We start from the raw sequence: 16,124 nt of genomic DNA on the forward strand, positions 1-16,124 counted from the left end.
CTCTATTTATAGGTTATCGGTTAATAACTATTTTTTATAATTAATCAGTTATATTTTAATCAAGTTTTAACAAATATTTAATCATTATATTGAATACATAATTATCTTAGAGCATATAAGTATTTTTTGAAAAATCTATATTATTAAATTATATGGACAAAAAGGCTGTTTTGGGTGATTTTATGGTTATAAATCATTTAAGTCAAAATCCAGAGGTATTTTCGAAATTTAATTTGTTAAAAGAAAAATTGAAAATATATGAAAAATCCGTTTTAACTGCAAATGAAATTTCTTTAATTGACGAAAATTCAAAATATTTTGGATTACCTAAATCTAAATTAATGGAGAATTCTGGTACTTTAATATTTGAAGAAATAATGAAGCTGGATTTTAAATTTTCAAAAGCATATGTTTTTTGCGGTACTGGAAACAATGGTGGAGACGGCTTTGTTATTACAAGACATCTTTCAAATATTTTAGAAACTTCCCTTGTATTTATTGGGGATGAAAAGAACATAAAGTCACCTGAAAGTAATGAAAATTTTAAAATAGTAAAAGATATTAGTTTTTTTGGAAATTTGGATTATTATAATGTATTAAATAGTGAAAATGTAATGGAAATTATGTCTTTACTTGAAAAAGACCTAAAATTAGGAAATATTCTTTTAGTCGATGCGATGCTTGGAACAGGTAGTTCTGGAAAGTTAAAAAACCCTTATCAGATGATTGTTGATTTTTTAAACGTTTTAAAATCTAAATATTATGAAAAATTAAAGATTTTAAGTGTTGATATTCAAACAGGAAATTTAAATTCGGACATTGAAGTAATTTTGCATAAGAAAAAGACCAACAATAATTGCAAGAATTTTATTATAAAATCAATTGGAATTCCAAAATATATCGAGTATACCATTGGGCAAGGGGACTTAAATCAACTAAGCCAGAAAAAAATAAAAAAAAGTTCTCATAAGGGTCAAAATGGCAAAGTTCTCGTAATTGGCGGTTCTAGTGAATATCACGGGGCTCCTGTTCTGTCTGCTCTTTCAGCATCTAAACTTTCTGACATTGTATCTGTAGCTTCAGTTTCAAAAGTTATAAAAACAATTAGAAATTTCCCTGAATTAATTCCCTATGAACTACTTGGAGATTTTATTAATTTAAATCATTTAGATAACCTCTTAGATTATTCTAAAAAATTTGACTGCATTGTTTTAGGTAATGGAATATCTTTAAACGATGATACAGGGGATTTTATAAACTCCTACATAACCGGACTAAATAGAAAAGTAGTTATTGATGCAGATGCAATAAAATTAATAGATTACAATAGTTTTGAATTTAAGCCAAACTTTATCTTTACCCCCCATAAGCGAGAATTTGAGTATATGGAAAGATATATATCGACTCCAGACTTTAAGTCAACGGTAGTTTTAAAAGGAAGTTATGATATAATATTTGATTCAGAAAATATTAAATTAAACATTACTGGAAACCCCGGAATGACTAAAGGAGGCACCGGAGATATTTTATGCGGACTTATTGGTGCAATTTATGCAACTAATGATGCATTCCTGTCTGCATGTGCGGGCGCCTATATAAATGGTTACTGTGGCGATAAATTACTTGAAAGTAAGGGGTATTTTTACAATTCTATAGATATTGTAGATAATCTTTCTTACACATTAAAAGAACTACTATAATTAATATTCCGAGGGAACTCATGGAAAAAGAAATTTCTAGGGCTGATTTGCATATCCATACTAAGTATTCGGGAATGATGAAATATATGGGTTTAAAATTTCCTGATTCTGTTGAAGAACCCTTAAAAGTTATGAAATATGCAAAAGCCAATAATATGGATGTTATTGCAGTTACGGATCATAATTCTATAAAAGGGGCACTTGAAACAAAGAAATTTGAAAAAGAGTTCGGTATTGAGGTTGTTGTCGGTAGCGAGATAATGTCAACAGAAGGGGAAATATTGGGACTTTTCTTAAATGAAGACATTCCAAAAAGACTATCTCCTGAAGAAACTATTGATAAAATTCGTGAACAGGGCGGACTTTCTATATGCCCTCATCCTTATAGTCCGATATGTGAAGCATTAGGTGACAGAATTTTTGAACTTAAACTTGACGGAATTGAAGTTTATAATGCATACCATAGGGATGGTATAGTAAACAACATTGCACTAGAAAAGGTTATCAAAAACTATCATAAATCCCCCTTTGCATTTTTAGGAAATAGTGATGCACATTTAGCTAGGATGATTGGAAACGGAAACACTAAATTTACTGGAAATTCTGCAGATGATTTATATTATGCAATAAAAAATAGGAAAACAACGTTTGAAGGAAGCCCTACACCCCTTTCAGACATAATTCTTTGGAGTTATAATGTTATCTATGCATCAGAAAAGGCACTTATAAAATCGATGGTAAAAAAAGAAGACCAGATTTTAAAATACAATGGTTCGCAGTTTAAAAAAGGAATAGCTGCATTTGGAGGGTTAGTTTATATTGGAACCCCACTTCCAATTGTTGCAGGGGTTTTAGGAAATATGTATCTTAAGAAAAAAGCTAAACAAAAATTAAAAGAAGTTATTTAATTATAGAATTTTAATTAAAATTTATTTAATTGTAATTCTTTTTAGTAGTTTTTAAGTTGTTTATAAGTATTAAATCAATTCTACGAAATTTTCTATCATTTTTAGCCCGTTTTTACCACTTTTTTCAGGATGAAATTGTGTTGCATAGATGTTTCCTTTAGTTAATACTGATGGAAATTCGTAAACGTAATCGGTAATTCCAGAAATTGTACTGTTATCTACTGGATTTACATGGTAGGAGTGTACGAAATAAAAATATTCATTATTATTTATTCCTTCAAAAATCGGGATGTCTTTTACTTGATTTACAGTATTCCAGCCCATATGGGGGATTTTTCGAACATTTTTAAACCTAATTACGTCCCCATTTATAACTTTTAGTCCTGAAATTTCTTTTTGTTCTTCGCTCCTATCTAAAAGTAGTTGCATACCAAGACATATGCCTAAAAAAGGTACTTTACCAACGCAGCGACTTATTACTTCAATTAAAGAATAATCGCCAGTTTTTTGAGCTAGATTTTTCATTGAATCTCCGAAATTTCCAACTCCTGGTAAAATTAGTTTATCTGCGCTAAATATGGTTTCAGGATCATTTGTAACAATTATATCTTTAGTGTAAAGTTCAAAAGCCTTTTCAATACTTCTTAAGTTTCCCGCATTGTAGTCAATTATTGCAATCACGAATATCCCGTTTTAATATAATTCCTGTTCTAATTCTTTTAATGTTGCAGATATTTTGTCAAATGCAATATATGCATCTTCAATTACTTTTAAACCCGTAATTACGACTTTTCCACTGCCAAATATTAGTACTACTACTTTAGGGTCGCTTAATCTATAAACAAGACCTGGGAACTGCTCAGGTTCGTATTCGGTGCATTCTAAGGTTGAAATATCATCTAAATTTGGTTCCATACCAAGTTCTGTTGTTGCAACCATGTTTTGTACACTTACTACGGGATTATCTATAATTTCCATTCCAGCTTCCTTTAGTTCTTTTATTATTTTTTTAATTGCAATTTCCGCATCTTCTTTACTTTTTGCACCCGTACAATTTAATTTGCCACTTCTAAATATTAAAAGTGCAACCTTAGGATCACTCAATCTACAAACTAATCCTGGAAATTGTTCTGGTTCATATTCTGCGTTATCTAAAATGTCCGCAGCATATTCTAAATCGATATCAGTACCTATCTGGGTGGATACAACCACGTTTACAATCTTAATTTCAGGCTCCATTCTTTCACCAGTTTATATATATGCTATATTTTTCTATTTATATAGTATATAAATATTTATATATAGTTTATACATTTAAATATATAAATTAATTTTGGTAAAATAAAAAGAATGGAATTTAGCTTTATTACATGAATAAAGCGCCAAGACCTGCAGCTGCAGCAGCCGTTGTGTCTTCCTTCTTTTCTTCTTTTTTAACTTCAGCTGGAGCAGCAGCAGCTGCAACAGGAGCAGCAGCTGCAACTGGTGCGATAGCAGCTTTTGCGATAGCTTCTGCAATGTCAACGCCTTCCAATGCTGCAACTAATGCTTTAACTCTAGCATCGTTAGCTTCGATACCGCCTGCAACTAAAACTGCTTTAACTGCTTCTTCGGTTACTTCTTTGTTTGCTGAATTTAATAATAATGCTGCGTATATGTATTCCATAAAGTACACCTCCAAGATGTATGAACTCTTTTTTGAAATTATTTATTTCCATATATATTTTTTTCGGTAAAATTTTAGAAGAGTAATCCAAGACCTGCAGCAGGAGCAGCTTCTTCTTTTTTCTCTTCCTTCTTAGTTTCTGCTTTTGGAGCTTCTTCAGTAGCTACTACTGCACTGGATGAGATTTGTTCTTTTAAGTCATCATCTAATGCTTCATCGCCAGCTAATTTAGCAACTGCAATCATTTGAGCATGAGCTTTTCCAAGGATTGCATCAGCAGTTTTTTCTGTTATGAATGCACTTTCAACGGATACTGCTTTTGCATCGTTGAATGCTTTTTGAACAATTGTTTCAATTGTTGCACTCGTAGGTATAACCGCATTAACTGATAAATTAAATGCGTTAGTGTACGCTTTTTGAAGTTTACCTAAGAATTCTTCTTCATCGATTCTTAATACATCGGATGTATAGATTACACCTTCTTCGTAAACTCCGAGAACGTTCAAACCAACTGTAACTGGTTTAATACCTAATGCAGAAAGTACTACTGCAAGTTTAGGTGATATTACATCGCCTTCTTTTGCAACGACTTTGTCTTCTTTAATTCCAATTTTACCTTTATCGATTGCAGCCGGGATTCCAACTGCCTTTAATTCACTTAAAAATGGCCCCGGTGGCATTCCAGTTGAACCGGATTTAACTTCGATATCGCATGGTGCAATAGCGCCTCCTTTTATTGGAGCAGGACTTTTACTTTCTTCAAGTGTTTTAAATAATTTGAACGGATTCATTTCTGTAACAACGATTGCCGCCCCTTTGTCCAAGTAATCTACTAATTTAGCAAATTCAGGGTTGCCAGTTTCTTCAGCAACTTCCTCAACTGCTCTTTTAATCAAAGTGTTTCTTGACATTTTTAATGTCATTTGGTCTCTGATTTTGTCCCTAATTTCTTGGAGCTGTACTGCAGGAACTTCCATCATGTCAATTAATGCAATAACATTCGCACTTTTAAGTAATTCTTTTAATGCATTAACTTCTTCAATTTTCCAAGGGGCAATTTTATGCTCTGATTTTGCGTCGATCATACTTTCAACCCCTTATTTTGATATGGGGGCTGCTGCACCCATAGTGAGTTTTGTAAATGCACTCTTTACGTGGTAGAGGCCTTTTTCGTATTTTTTAGCCACTACGTTTAAAATTGCTTCCGCATTTGCAGCGATTTCTTCATCACTCATAGCTTCAGTTCCAATGTATACTTGGAATAACGATTTATCCCTTGTATTTATGGCTACTGTTTTTTTGAATCTAGCAACCAATGGAGCCAAATTTGCATTTCCAGGCACTGGTTGTGGCATTTTACCCCTAGGGCCTAGAACTGGACCTAATGATTTACCTACCAATGGCATCATGTCTGCTTGAGCAATAAAGAATCCGTGCTCGTTAGCAATTCTTTTAGCTGCTTTTTTATTTTTACCTAATTCTTCTAATTCTTCCTGTCTTATTACAGTGAGGCCCATTTCTGCTGCCTGTGCCGCTAAGTCACCTTTTGCAATCACAGCGATCTTAGTGTCCTTACCTTTTCCGCTAGGTAAGACGATCTGTTCTTTCAACCTGTTTTCAGGTCTTGTAAGATCTAACTCTTTCAAGTTTACAATAAGATCAACGGACTGTGTGAAGTTTCGCGGCTTAGCGAGAGTTCGAGCCTCCTTCACTGCTTTTTGTATTTGTGCACTGTCCATGTTGTTGCCTCCTGTAATTATTTAACCGCACCAATGCGATCTATACATGGAGCATACGTACTATTGTTACATATTATAAATAAGTTACTGAGGTTTAAATATACTTAAAAAAGAGTTTATAAATGATATTTTTTTATAAGAATCGTAGTTGGGTATAAAGGTTATAATTCTTCTAAACAATTACTACAAAGGTCAATTATGTCCCTTAAAGCTTCTTTTAAAACTTTTTCTGCAAGTACCCCTTCAGTTTTTAGGACTAATGTTGGGTTTGAGATATATCTTCCTGTTTCAGGGTGTAAAACTGGATGTTCTACACCATAAGATGCAATTACAACTCCTTTTTTTGAAAGCAATGATTCTTTTAATGCATTACTTAATGAATGATCATCGTTAACAAGTTCCAATTCTATAGAATTTTCGCTTTTTTCAATAATATTAATATAACTCATTTTTTCACACTCAAAAGTTCTTTTCTTGTTAAATCTATATCCTTATTCAGGACGATTTTTTCGTTTTCTTCCCGAAATAATTCTTTTTCTAGGCCTTTTTCAAGTAATATGTTAACATCATTTCCTGTAATATATGAAGCAAGCGCTAATACATTTTTAACAGGTTTTGATCCGAGTTTATAAACGTTTAGTTCGGAATATATTTCGAGTATGTTTTTCAAAATGTCATTTAACTCTTCGACTTTTAATTCACACTTGATTACGTTTTCATCTTTTAAATATTTAAAATTAATTTTAAGTGCACTTAGGGTGTCTAGAACTAGGTCTTTATTTACAGGGTATTTCAAATCACTTAATTTGTATTCATATAACCCTTTTACGTCCACATTATATTTATTATGGACATGCTCAATTATTGAAAGAATATTTTTATAATCTTCAACCAATTTATTCTTATCTTCACCAAATATTTTTATTCGTGCACTATTATATGCTTTATTTTCCGAATAATTGGCTTTAGCATCAAAAGAATAATCTATGCCCATTTTTGATATTCTTTCACATATTTCGATTACTTCTTTTTCAGTACCCTTTATAGAAATTATTTTTTTCACTTATCTCACCAAAAATTCCCTCATCTCATAAATCATTTCTCATAAAATCATATTAATTTAATAAGATTATAATGAAAAACTGTTTAGACACAATCATTATATATAGTCTTATATATTGTTATTTCTACCGTATATACAAAATTGTAAATGTTTGAATATCAAGTATCAGGCGAAAATATGTTAGAAAGTATATTAAAAAACACTTCTGAAATAGTGTCAATTGAAGAAATGAATGAACTTTTAAAAAAAGAAGGCGAAAAAATTGCATACATCGGATTTGAACCTAGTGGAAAGATTCATTTGGGCCACTATCTTCAAATAAAAAAAATGATAGATTTACAAAAGGCAGGATTTAAAATAATTATTTTGCTCGCAGATTTACATGCTTACCTAAACCAGAAAGGCACGATGGAAGAAATAAGGGCATTAGGGGAAGAAAATAAAAAAGCATTTGAATCAATGGGCCTTATTGCAGATTACGTTTACGGAAGCGAATTTCAATTAAATGAAGAATATACTATCGATGTATATAAATTAGCTCTTGCTACAACACTAAACCGTGCAAAAAGGAGTATGGAAGTAATTGCAAGAGAAGATGAAAACCCAAAAGTTGCAAGCGTAGTCTACCCTTTAATGCAGGTAAACGATATAAAACATTTAAATGTCGATGTTGCAGTCGGAGGAATGGAGCAGAGAAAAATCCATATGCTTTCAAGAGAGATTTTGCCGAATATGGGTTATAAGGCACCAATATGTATCCACAACCCCATATTAACGGGACTTGATGGCGAAGGAAAAATGTCTTCTTCAAAGGGAAATTTAATTGCAGTTGATGACGATGAAGTAACTATAAAAAATAAACTTAAAAATGCGTTTTGTCCAATGAAGGAAGTCTTTGGAAACCCTGTTCTCGAAATTGCAAGGTATTACTTGGATTATCCTGTAAATATAAACCGACCTGAAAAATATGGTGGAAATTTGGTTTTAAATAACTATGGTGAATTAGAAACTGCATATATTGAAGGTCTTCACCCGATGGATGTTAAAACTCTTGTTGCAGAACAACTGATTGAAATTTTAAATCCTATTCGAGAAAAAATTAAATAAAAAAATTAAATAATAGTGGAAAAATGATATTAGATGTAATTTACCAAGGGAATACACTTCATTCTTACTTTATTTTTTTAATTTTCATGTTTTTCGGAATATTTTTTGGAAAATTATCCTATATTGTAATAAACAAATACGTGAAAACATTTACTAAAAAAACAAAGACAAAACTTGATGATATATTTTTGAATGCTATTGAATTTCCAATTATAATTGTATTATTCGTGATATTTACTCATTATGGATTAAATAATCTTGTTTTACAGGATTCAGTATATTTTTGGATTAATGAGTCTTTAAAAGTTGCATTAACGTTTGCAGGCATAATTTTTACAATTAAAATAGTAGATGATATCCTTTTAAACTATATGCTACCTTTAGTTGAAAAATCAGAAAATAAACTTGATGACCAGTTACTACCGATATTTAGGAAATTATTAAAGATATTTATATTTTTATCAGGAATTCTTTTGATACTTTCAAATATCGGGTACAATATTTCTGCCCTTCTTACGGGACTCGGTATAGGCGGTCTTGCAGTAGCACTTGCTGCAAAAGATACAATTGAAAACTTTATTGCTGGAATTCTAATAATAATTGATAGGCCTTTTACATTAGGCGACTGGATAAAATGGGGTAATCAGGAAGGTATTATCGAAGAAGTTGGAATTCGAAGCACAAGGATAAGGTCTTTTGGTGACACCCTAATAACAGTTCCAAATGCAAGGATAATCCAAGCAGAAATAGAAAACTTTTCTGCAAGGCGAAAAAGACAGGTAAAAACTACAATAGGCCTTACTTATGATACCCCGGTAGAAAAGGTAGAACTTGCAAAAGAAATAATTAAAGATATATTAACTGAACATCATGGTGTTTTAGATCCAATAAGGGTTTCTTTTGTAGAATTTAGTAGTTTTTCACTTGATTTACGGGTTGAATATTTTATAAGGGATTTTGGATTTGATTTTTACTTAAATACAAAAGATGAAGTTAATTTAAAGATAAAAGAAAGATTTAATCGTGAAAAAATTGAGTTTGCATTCCCAACTCAAACGATATATTATAAAAAAGATGATTAACTCCTAAATTTAATTTTTTAATGTATTTTAAAATAAAAATATTAATTTTTTAAGTTATTTTTTTAAATTAGTTAGGTATATATCATCAATCAGAAATTTAATCAATATTTATCTTACAACCATTAAAATACCATCAAGGGCCATCTGGATTGAAATTGCAGTAAGCACAAGACCCATCATTTTTGTAAGAATCTTAAACCCTATTTTTCCAATAGTTTTTTCAAGGTCTTTTGAAAACTTAAGTACGAAGTAAGAAAATATTATACAAAGTGCTATTGCAATTACAACCGAAATTTTACTGTCAAAATCCTGAGATTGTGCCATCATTGCAATAACGGTACTTATTGAGCCAGGGCCCGTAAAAAGGGGAACTGTAAGTGGAATTATTGCAATTTCATTTAATTCTTCGATATTTTCGCAAGTTTTTATCTGAGATTCTAATTTTGGGGCTTTTTCAACCTTTGAGGTATTTCCTTGAATCATATCGAGTGCAATGAGGAATAATAAAACTCCTCCAGTTATTTTGATTGCAGGAATTGAAATTCCAAAAAATGAGATTATCTGGTTTCCAAGAAGTGCAAATGTCATCAATATAATGAAAGATGCAATCATGGATTTCCTAATTACTTTTAGTTTTTCAACCTTTGAATAATGGCTTGTAAGGCATAAATATGAAGGAATTACTCCAAAAGGGTTTAGTATTGCAAACAGTGAAGTGAATGTTAAAATTGTGAAGTGAATGTCCATATTTTCACATCTAATACGTTTTTCTTAAGGTAAATAATTTTTTCTTTTAATACCGGGATAAAGGTCGATAGAGTTCCCATTTAAAAATGCAGACATTGTGTATATTACTCCCGGAGGTAAAATGTTTGTTGGAGAACCTTTCTCAACGAAATAAACGTTTTCAAACCCCAATAAACCGCCATAGATAAGTCCTGCAATTTTTGAAAGGTCGTTTACGTTTTTAAGCGTAATTATAACAACTGGATCATCAGTGGTAGCTCCGGAATACCCTATTCCTGGAATTTCCTTAGGATATTTCGAAACGCTTGTAGAAGTGTCGTAGCCAAATTTTTGCCCGATTTCTTCGACAAAAAGAGCTGCATTATTTACAAAACTCTCCCCGCAATACGTATCAAAACTTACTATTATTGAATCCCCATATTCAGAATTGGTTTTTGCAATGGCGTAAGAAACACCTTCCCCTGCATCTTCAGGAGTATTTGATACCCCATTTAAATCTTCAAATCCTTCAGCATGCTTATGTAGCAATTTAAACACAATTTTATTTACTAATTCTATCTTATCTTCTGAAAGAAACGAAGATATTACTATATCGTCCCCAGTAACATTTGAAATAGTTGATTTTACGCCTAATTTTGAAAATTCTACTTGAAGTTCTCGCTCAATTTTTTCATTAACGACCGGATTAGTTTCAACGTCATTTGAAGAGATATCTACGCTTATTGAGGAAATATACTTCATAAACTCACCTGATTTTTGGATAGCATGGTTTTTGAAAGACCCATATTCATGGAATGGTTGTTTAGGGACTTTTTAAAATACTGATCAAATTTTTTAACCGTATATTCATCAATTTTAAATTCAGTATTCGTTTTAACATCGACGAGTATTAAACCTTCTGCACTTGCAGGTTGAACTCCCATTCTTACATCCCTATCCAATAAATCATCAATGAATTTTTCAAACTCTTTGTATTTGCTTAATCCAACATTAGAAAGAAGCCTTACAATCTTTCGAACCATGTTCCATAAAAAGCTCTTTCCAAAAATTTCAATGGTTATAAAATACTCATTTTTAGCAATTTTAATATTATAAATCGTTCTTATGGGACTTCTGTTCTTAGTTTTATCTCTTTTTGATAGATTATGGAAAGAATGCGTTCCAATTAATTTTTCCGATGCCTTTTTCATTAATTCAATGTCTTGACCCGTATTTGGGAGAATATATCGATAATGTCGATATTTTACATCGGGAAGCTCTTTTAGTTCATTAAAACCCAGTATCCAGATTCCGTGTTTATGTAATTTCGAGTAAATTCTTGAAAGCACTGGTTTTTCAGTTATATTGTAAACAATATAGTTTCCAAGTGCGGATACCCCTAAATCAGTCCTTCCACCATATGAGATAGGTATTTCACCTTCTTTTAAATAACCGCACTCTAAAAGTGTATCCGTAATCTTATCACATACCGTATTTCTATGGGGTTGGGATTGAAAGCTGTAACGTCCATCATACGCAATTTTGAATATATACATTTTATCACGATTAATTAGGAATTTTGGCTTCGAAGTGTCCTTTTTTGTATGGTTTTCATATATATAAATTTTTGGAGGACTTTTTAATGTTGCACAATTAAAATTTTTAAAAATGTTTAAATTTTAATAAGTTATAAATTACTTTAAATTTTAGTTTAGAATATTTAAAATTATAGTTGAGTGTTATGACAAAAGTACTTGTAATCGACCCTAAGATAGCCGGAATTTCAGGAGATATGTTTATATCCTCTTTAATTGCCCTTACGGGCTCTTATGAACTGGTTGACATGGTAGCGCATGAATTGAATCAACTTAAGTGCTGTAATTCATTTAGTGTAGCAGTTTTAGATGAGAAAGTAAATGGTATTTCTTCTAAAGAGCTTGAAATTCAAATTGATTCTGATACTATCGAGAATCCTGATGAATTAAAGGATACAATTATTAATATTTCAAAAAATTTAAAAATGAGGGAAAAGTCTATAAAATTATGTGAAAATATAATAAATGATCTAATATTTGCAGAAAAAAAGCTTCACGGGGATAAATTTCATTTACACGAGATTTCCTCTATTGACACAGTATTTGACATAGTCTGTTCAATACTTATTCTTGAAAGAAACGGATATTTAGATGGAAAAATATATTCCACATGCCCTTCAATTGGGAATGGCAGGATTAAAATGGCCCATGGAATCATTCCAAGCCCCGCTCCTGCAACACTTGAAATTTTATGCAAATATAACATAAAATGTTCAAAACTAGATTTAGAATACGAACTTTTAACACCTACTGGAATAGCCATACTTTCAAATATTACCGATGAATTTTTAGATTCTTACCCGGAAATTATTTTTTTAAAAACGGGATATGGCTCTGGAAAACGGAGAATGGGGGACTTTCCAAACGTTTTACGAATTATTGAAGGAAAGACGGATGAAAAAATAATTGAAAAAACAATAATGCTTGAAACTAACATTGACGATATTTCAGCAGAAATAATATCTTATGCTACCGAGCGGCTTTTAAATGAAGGTGCATCTGATGTATTTATCACCCCTACATTTGGAAAGAAAAATAGGCATGGAACAATGATTTCAGTAATTTGTCCATATACAAACTTTGAAAAATTTGTTAAAATTATAATGGAGGAAACCGGAACTCTGGGAGTTAGGATTAACCATTATGATAAAATTAGGGCAAAAAGAAAGTCTGAAAAAGTATTTATAACATTAAATAATTGTAAATTTGAGTTTGATGTTAAAATATCAGAATTAAATGGGAATATTATAAATATAAAACCAGAATTTGAAGATTTAAAAAAAATAGCTAAAAAGTTAAACATTCCTTTAAGGGAAGTTTTAAAATATGCAAATATTGAAATAAATAAAACTTATGGTTTTTAAGGTTTTAATGCAGGATTATGTACTAACTTTAGCACTTAATTATTATTTAGGTACTTAATTTTAATTACCAGACTTTTAAATCAATTCCCTCAATTAAGACCCTATTTCCTTCTACCTCTACAACTACTCCACTATGCACTTTTTGCATCATACAGTGCGTCGGAATAAATTTAACGGTTTTTCCAACTTCAGGAGGTTTTCCTCTATAAATACCTTCAAATGCAGCTATAAGTGCAATTCCTACTTCTTTATACTCTTTTTTTGAATCCGAAAATCGATTACATGGCCCTTCAAGATGTACTACGTACATTCCATGGCTTTCACCTATAATCTCTGCAAAATGCGGTATGGGGCATGCAAGAGGCCGATATTTTATGTGGTCACCCATTTTTATAGGTGTTTTTGAAAGTATTATTAAAGTTTCCCTACATGAATGCTCTTTTGGAAGCGGATCTAATAAAAAATCTGCCTCATATCCATCAAGAAGTCCTTTTAATTTACCGCTACTGCATAATGGTACTTTAGGAGTCTCTTTTAAACTACCTTTTATATCGTTAATTTTTTGTAAATTGCCCTTAAATTCTTCTTTAAGTAGAAATGGACAGTCATTTACGGATTTTCCTTTAAGAATATCTTCTGCAAAAGTATCGCATCTTTTGTATCCGCAAGCCCCACAATTAAACCCTGGAAGCAGTTTTAAAATTTTTTTAACATTTTCCATACTATTCACCAATATATTTGGTAAAACCATCTATTCTTCTTAAAACGCCTCTATGGTGTTTTTTAGCAACTTTTGTTTCGCCTACGCACAATGTACAGACACAAAGTGGGGCACTATGCCTTAATTCTTCGTTTTCTAAATCGGATAGTTCTTTTGCAACAATGATTTCTTCTGAAACTTCTCCACATCCTTGGCCACTAAGTCCGTTAACATCATGTATTGTACATTTTGGATTCATTTCAAGAACTCTTTCCCTAAAAACTTCCCTTTCAGCTTGAGATATTATATCTCCCTTAGTGATTGCAACAATATCCGCACTTGTTAAAAATGGACCTACTTTTCTTGGAGTATTTGGGCCAGATGTAGCGTCAATTACGCAAATTCCAAGGCTATTTTTTGTATATGGGGCACACCTATGGCAAAGTCCGGCGGTTTCAATAATTAATGTGTCAACATTTTGATTTTTTGCCCAATCTGCCATTTCTTCAATATTATATATTGCAAAATGGTCAGGACACATGTCTTTACTTAACCCGATTAAGGTTGGAATTCCTAATTTACCGTATCTTTTGTCATCGTCAGTATATAAGCAATCAACTTTAACTACAGCAGGTTTTTTACCTTTATTTATAAGCTGTTTTATAGTATGGATCATTACTGAAGTTTTTCCAGCTCCAGGGGTTCCCGCAACAATTACCATCTTCATTATTTCACATCCGTAAATATTATTCAAGTACTTTCTGAGCTTTAATATCATTTAAACTAAGTTTTTGGCCGTGCCTTACTTTTTCCCTCATTGAAAGCATCCAACTGTCGATATTACTTAATTTTTTTGAAACTTCCTTTTCTTCATCCGTAGTTTCAATAATTTCCATCATTCCACCGTTTTTCATAACTACTCGTCTTGTAGTCATCAAAGCAAGAACTGGGTCATGGGTAATTACCATCACGATTTTACCATATCCTGAAAGAAGTTCAAGTGCTTCATGCTTTTTAATTCCTGCATTTTCAATTTCATCAATTAATACAATCGGTGAATCACTAATTACTGCTACATCTGCAACCATAAGACTTCTAGACTGCCCCCCGCTTAGAATTGTTAAGTTGTAGTCTTTTTTAATCGGTTCACCGGTAAGATTGTTTGCTAAATCAATTACTTTTTCAACAATGCCTTCAGAAGTAATACCTCTACTTTTTGCATGCATTATAAGGAATTCTTCAACAGTCATGTCTGCTAAAAAGTTCATGTTTTGTGAAAGTTGTGCAATTCTTCTTTTTCTAGGATTTCTCCTCATTTCAGTTTCAGGAATTTCGCCATTTATCAATATTTTTCTTTTTGAAGGAGTATCGCCTTGTGAAAGCTGTTCGATATCACTTATTAAATTAGATTTTCCACTTCCAGTTGGCCCGACTACCCCAAAAATCTCTCCTCGCTTAACAATAAGTTCTTTAACGTTTTCTGATTCTCCACACTTATTAACTCCGCCAATTATTTTTATTTCTTTGATATCCATAATACCACGCTCTTTAAATTAACTTTTTAAAAAAGTATCTCCTCTTAATCCTTTTCTAAGCGTTTCAAGAGAAATAACCTCCTCAAAAGATATATTTCCTAAATTTACTCCATTTCCAAATCGAAGTATAAAATCAACTTGCTGATTTTTATTTGGTGCTTCAAAGATTATTTTATTAACTGGAACGTTTTCAGCCAGTATTTCAAGTTCTTCCTTTTTTAAATTTCCTTTATCGTCAAATAAGCCTATAGATTTACCACTTTCTCTACCTTCAATAATTACGAAATCGGCACCAGATTCAATATCCTTTTTTACGAGTTCAATTCTTTCTAATATTTCAAATTCACTGTCTTTTTCAATACTTTTTTTTCCAACTTCCGAAAGCACGATAAAACCGTATTCTTTTGCCATTTTTATTGCATAATCTTTATCTTTTGGATTTAAATCCATTGATCCATCGGAAATTTCGATACATTCAAAACCTAAATTTTTACATTCAAGCAAATACTCTTCAAAAAATCCTTTTGAAAAGCAGTATTCAAAGAGAGTTCCACCTGGATACGTTTTAATCCCGTATTTTTTGTAACTTTTAATTTTTTCAGATACTATTTCTCGTTCCTGAACGGCACTTGTTCCCCAACCAAATTTAATAAATGTAATGTATTTTCCACAAACCCTTAAATAATTGTCAATAAACTCTGGAGATTGCCCTTTATCGATTACCATCGTTTGTTCAGTGCCTGTTTTTAACTTTAAAAAAGAAAATGCATTCATGGTTCACAACCTTTTTCTTATAAGGAAATACTTTTAAAATATATGTACTATAATCTAATTTTAAAATACTATGAGAATAATATATTATATAATTTTTTATTTATTTTTGAAATTTAATTTCCAATAATGAAAAAAACGTAAAAACGTAAAAACTGTAAATCGCAA

General features: G+C 31.4%; 19 protein-coding genes. 5 read left to right on the plus strand and 14 right to left on the minus strand.

Annotated elements, in window-relative coordinates:
• Nucleotides 1-182 precede the first annotated feature (182 nt).
• Together MEVAN_RS06545 and MEVAN_RS06550 are read left to right on the plus strand one after the other, a co-directional pair.
• Complete coding sequence (locus MEVAN_RS06545; RefSeq protein WP_012066079.1) at nucleotides 183-1,700, plus strand: bifunctional ADP-dependent NAD(P)H-hydrate dehydratase/NAD(P)H-hydrate epimerase; 1,518 nt, start codon at nucleotides 183-185, stop codon at nucleotides 1,698-1,700.
• A gap of 20 nt (nucleotides 1,701-1,720) precedes the next feature.
• A complete protein-coding gene (locus tag MEVAN_RS06550; protein WP_012066080.1) occupies nucleotides 1,721-2,608 on the plus strand; it encodes a PHP-associated domain-containing protein in 888 nt (295 codons plus the stop codon).
• 69 nt (nucleotides 2,609-2,677) lie between these two features.
• Here MEVAN_RS06550 and hisH read toward each other — a convergent pair whose 3' ends face one another.
• From hisH to MEVAN_RS06585, 7 genes are all read right to left on the minus strand, one after another.
• The gene (gene hisH, locus MEVAN_RS06555; protein ID WP_012066081.1) at nucleotides 2,678-3,289 is read right to left on the minus strand and encodes an imidazole glycerol phosphate synthase subunit HisH; all 612 of its coding nucleotides are present in this window, start codon (nucleotides 3,287-3,289) and stop codon (nucleotides 2,678-2,680) included.
• A 12-nt stretch (nucleotides 3,290-3,301) separates the two neighbouring features.
• A complete protein-coding gene (locus tag MEVAN_RS06560; RefSeq protein WP_012066082.1) occupies nucleotides 3,302-3,847 on the minus strand; it encodes a TATA-box-binding protein in 546 nt (181 codons plus the stop codon).
• A 127-nt stretch (nucleotides 3,848-3,974) separates the two neighbouring features.
• The gene (rpl12p, locus tag MEVAN_RS06565; RefSeq protein WP_012066083.1) at nucleotides 3,975-4,274 is read right to left on the minus strand and encodes a 50S ribosomal protein P1; all 300 of its coding nucleotides are present in this window, start codon (nucleotides 4,272-4,274) and stop codon (nucleotides 3,975-3,977) included.
• 74 nt (nucleotides 4,275-4,348) lie between these two features.
• Nucleotides 4,349-5,359, minus strand: a complete 1,011-nt coding sequence (locus tag MEVAN_RS06570) for a 50S ribosomal protein L10 (RefSeq protein WP_012066084.1) — start codon at nucleotides 5,357-5,359, stop codon at nucleotides 4,349-4,351.
• Nucleotides 5,360-5,371: 12 nt separating this feature from the next.
• Complete coding sequence (locus MEVAN_RS06575) at nucleotides 5,372-6,013, minus strand: 50S ribosomal protein L1 (protein WP_012066085.1); 642 nt, start codon at nucleotides 6,011-6,013, stop codon at nucleotides 5,372-5,374.
• A gap of 161 nt (nucleotides 6,014-6,174) precedes the next feature.
• Complete coding sequence (locus MEVAN_RS06580; protein ID WP_012066086.1) at nucleotides 6,175-6,462, minus strand: DNA-directed RNA polymerase subunit L; 288 nt, start codon at nucleotides 6,460-6,462, stop codon at nucleotides 6,175-6,177.
• A complete protein-coding gene (locus MEVAN_RS06585; RefSeq protein ID WP_012066087.1) occupies nucleotides 6,459-7,076 on the minus strand; it encodes a DUF2067 family protein in 618 nt (205 codons plus the stop codon). Before MEVAN_RS06585 ends, MEVAN_RS06580 begins: the two co-directional genes overlap by 4 nt.
• A gap of 177 nt (nucleotides 7,077-7,253) precedes the next feature.
• On the opposite strand from MEVAN_RS06585, the gene MEVAN_RS06590 reads away from it, so the two are divergent.
• On the plus strand, nucleotides 7,254-8,183 hold the full coding sequence (locus tag MEVAN_RS06590) for a tyrosine--tRNA ligase (protein ID WP_048059169.1): 930 nt from the start codon (nucleotides 7,254-7,256) through the stop codon (nucleotides 8,181-8,183).
• Nucleotides 8,184-8,206: 23 nt separating this feature from the next.
• Nucleotides 8,207-9,265 carry a mechanosensitive ion channel family protein gene (locus tag MEVAN_RS06595; RefSeq protein WP_012066089.1) on the plus strand — a complete coding sequence of 353 codons (1,059 nt, stop codon included), beginning with the start codon at nucleotides 8,207-8,209 and terminating at the stop codon, nucleotides 9,263-9,265.
• Between the two features lie 108 nt (nucleotides 9,266-9,373).
• Here the strand turns inward: MEVAN_RS06595 and MEVAN_RS06600 are convergent, their stop codons facing one another.
• The 3 genes from MEVAN_RS06600 to truA are packed head-to-tail and all read right to left on the minus strand — an operon-like array spanning nucleotide 9,374 to nucleotide 11,547.
• Nucleotides 9,374-10,012, minus strand: a complete 639-nt coding sequence (locus MEVAN_RS06600) for a MarC family protein (protein ID WP_012066090.1) — start codon at nucleotides 10,010-10,012, stop codon at nucleotides 9,374-9,376.
• 24 nt (nucleotides 10,013-10,036) lie between these two features.
• Nucleotides 10,037-10,753, minus strand: coding sequence for a hypothetical protein (locus MEVAN_RS06605; protein ID WP_012066091.1), 717 nt, complete (start codon nucleotides 10,751-10,753; stop codon nucleotides 10,037-10,039).
• Nucleotides 10,750-11,547 carry a tRNA pseudouridine(38-40) synthase TruA gene (truA, locus tag MEVAN_RS06610; RefSeq protein WP_012066092.1) on the minus strand — a complete coding sequence of 266 codons (798 nt, stop codon included), beginning with the start codon at nucleotides 11,545-11,547 and terminating at the stop codon, nucleotides 10,750-10,752. The genes MEVAN_RS06605 and truA overlap by 4 nt, the downstream gene beginning before the upstream one ends.
• A gap of 185 nt (nucleotides 11,548-11,732) precedes the next feature.
• Between truA and larC the strand changes: the two genes are divergently transcribed.
• Complete coding sequence (larC, locus tag MEVAN_RS06615) at nucleotides 11,733-12,950, plus strand: nickel pincer cofactor biosynthesis protein LarC (RefSeq protein ID WP_012066093.1); 1,218 nt, start codon at nucleotides 11,733-11,735, stop codon at nucleotides 12,948-12,950.
• A 64-nt stretch (nucleotides 12,951-13,014) separates the two neighbouring features.
• Here larC and MEVAN_RS06620 read toward each other — a convergent pair whose 3' ends face one another.
• From MEVAN_RS06620 to comA, 4 genes are read right to left on the minus strand one after another with little or no spacing between them, the layout of a single operon-like run.
• Nucleotides 13,015-13,671 carry a (Fe-S)-binding protein gene (locus tag MEVAN_RS06620; protein WP_012066094.1) on the minus strand — a complete coding sequence of 219 codons (657 nt, stop codon included), beginning with the start codon at nucleotides 13,669-13,671 and terminating at the stop codon, nucleotides 13,015-13,017.
• A 1-nt stretch (nucleotide 13,672) separates the two neighbouring features.
• Nucleotides 13,673-14,377 carry a GTP-binding protein gene (locus tag MEVAN_RS06625; protein WP_012066095.1) on the minus strand — a complete coding sequence of 235 codons (705 nt, stop codon included), beginning with the start codon at nucleotides 14,375-14,377 and terminating at the stop codon, nucleotides 13,673-13,675.
• Nucleotides 14,378-14,396: 19 nt separating this feature from the next.
• On the minus strand, nucleotides 14,397-15,185 hold the full coding sequence (locus MEVAN_RS06630) for an ATP-binding cassette domain-containing protein (protein WP_012066096.1): 789 nt from the start codon (nucleotides 15,183-15,185) through the stop codon (nucleotides 14,397-14,399).
• Nucleotides 15,186-15,203: 18 nt separating this feature from the next.
• The gene (gene comA / locus MEVAN_RS06635) at nucleotides 15,204-15,959 is read right to left on the minus strand and encodes a phosphosulfolactate synthase (protein WP_012066097.1); all 756 of its coding nucleotides are present in this window, start codon (nucleotides 15,957-15,959) and stop codon (nucleotides 15,204-15,206) included.
• Between the last annotated feature and the right edge of the window lie 165 nt (nucleotides 15,960-16,124).

Origin of the sequence: Methanococcus vannielii SB (assembly GCF_000017165.1) — an archaeon.
Classification (GTDB): Archaea; AGJL01; Methanococci; order Methanococcales; family Methanococcaceae; genus Methanococcus; species Methanococcus vannielii.

Coding starts and splice junctions, on each gene's coding strand:
- MEVAN_RS06625 (WP_012066095.1), bottom strand. CDS start 14,377: ATGAAGATGGTAATTGTTGCGGGAACCCCTGGAGCTGGAAAAACTTCA.
- MEVAN_RS06560 (WP_012066082.1), bottom strand. CDS start 3,847: ATGGAGCCTGAAATTAAGATTGTAAACGTGGTTGTATCCACCCAGATA.
- MEVAN_RS06575 (WP_012066085.1), bottom strand. CDS start 6,013: ATGGACAGTGCACAAATACAAAAAGCAGTGAAGGAGGCTCGAACTCTC.
- MEVAN_RS06590 (WP_048059169.1), top strand. CDS start 7,254: ATGTTAGAAAGTATATTAAAAAACACTTCTGAAATAGTGTCAATTGAA.
- larC (WP_012066093.1), top strand. CDS start 11,733: ATGACAAAAGTACTTGTAATCGACCCTAAGATAGCCGGAATTTCAGGA.
- MEVAN_RS06605 (WP_012066091.1), bottom strand. CDS start 10,753: ATGAAGTATATTTCCTCAATAAGCGTAGATATCTCTTCAAATGACGTT.
- MEVAN_RS06600 (WP_012066090.1), bottom strand. CDS start 10,012: ATGGACATTCACTTCACAATTTTAACATTCACTTCACTGTTTGCAATA.
- MEVAN_RS06545 (WP_012066079.1), top strand. CDS start 183: ATGGTTATAAATCATTTAAGTCAAAATCCAGAGGTATTTTCGAAATTT.
- MEVAN_RS06550 (WP_012066080.1), top strand. CDS start 1,721: ATGGAAAAAGAAATTTCTAGGGCTGATTTGCATATCCATACTAAGTAT.
- rpl12p (WP_012066083.1), bottom strand. CDS start 4,274: ATGGAATACATATACGCAGCATTATTATTAAATTCAGCAAACAAAGAA.
- comA (WP_012066097.1), bottom strand. CDS start 15,959: ATGAATGCATTTTCTTTTTTAAAGTTAAAAACAGGCACTGAACAAACG.
- MEVAN_RS06630 (WP_012066096.1), bottom strand. CDS start 15,185: ATGGATATCAAAGAAATAAAAATAATTGGCGGAGTTAATAAGTGTGGA.
- MEVAN_RS06570 (WP_012066084.1), bottom strand. CDS start 5,359: ATGATCGACGCAAAATCAGAGCATAAAATTGCCCCTTGGAAAATTGAA.
- MEVAN_RS06595 (WP_012066089.1), top strand. CDS start 8,207: ATGATATTAGATGTAATTTACCAAGGGAATACACTTCATTCTTACTTT.
- MEVAN_RS06580 (WP_012066086.1), bottom strand. CDS start 6,462: ATGAGTTATATTAATATTATTGAAAAAAGCGAAAATTCTATAGAATTG.
- MEVAN_RS06620 (WP_012066094.1), bottom strand. CDS start 13,671: ATGGAAAATGTTAAAAAAATTTTAAAACTGCTTCCAGGGTTTAATTGT.
- truA (WP_012066092.1), bottom strand. CDS start 11,547: ATGTATATATTCAAAATTGCGTATGATGGACGTTACAGCTTTCAATCC.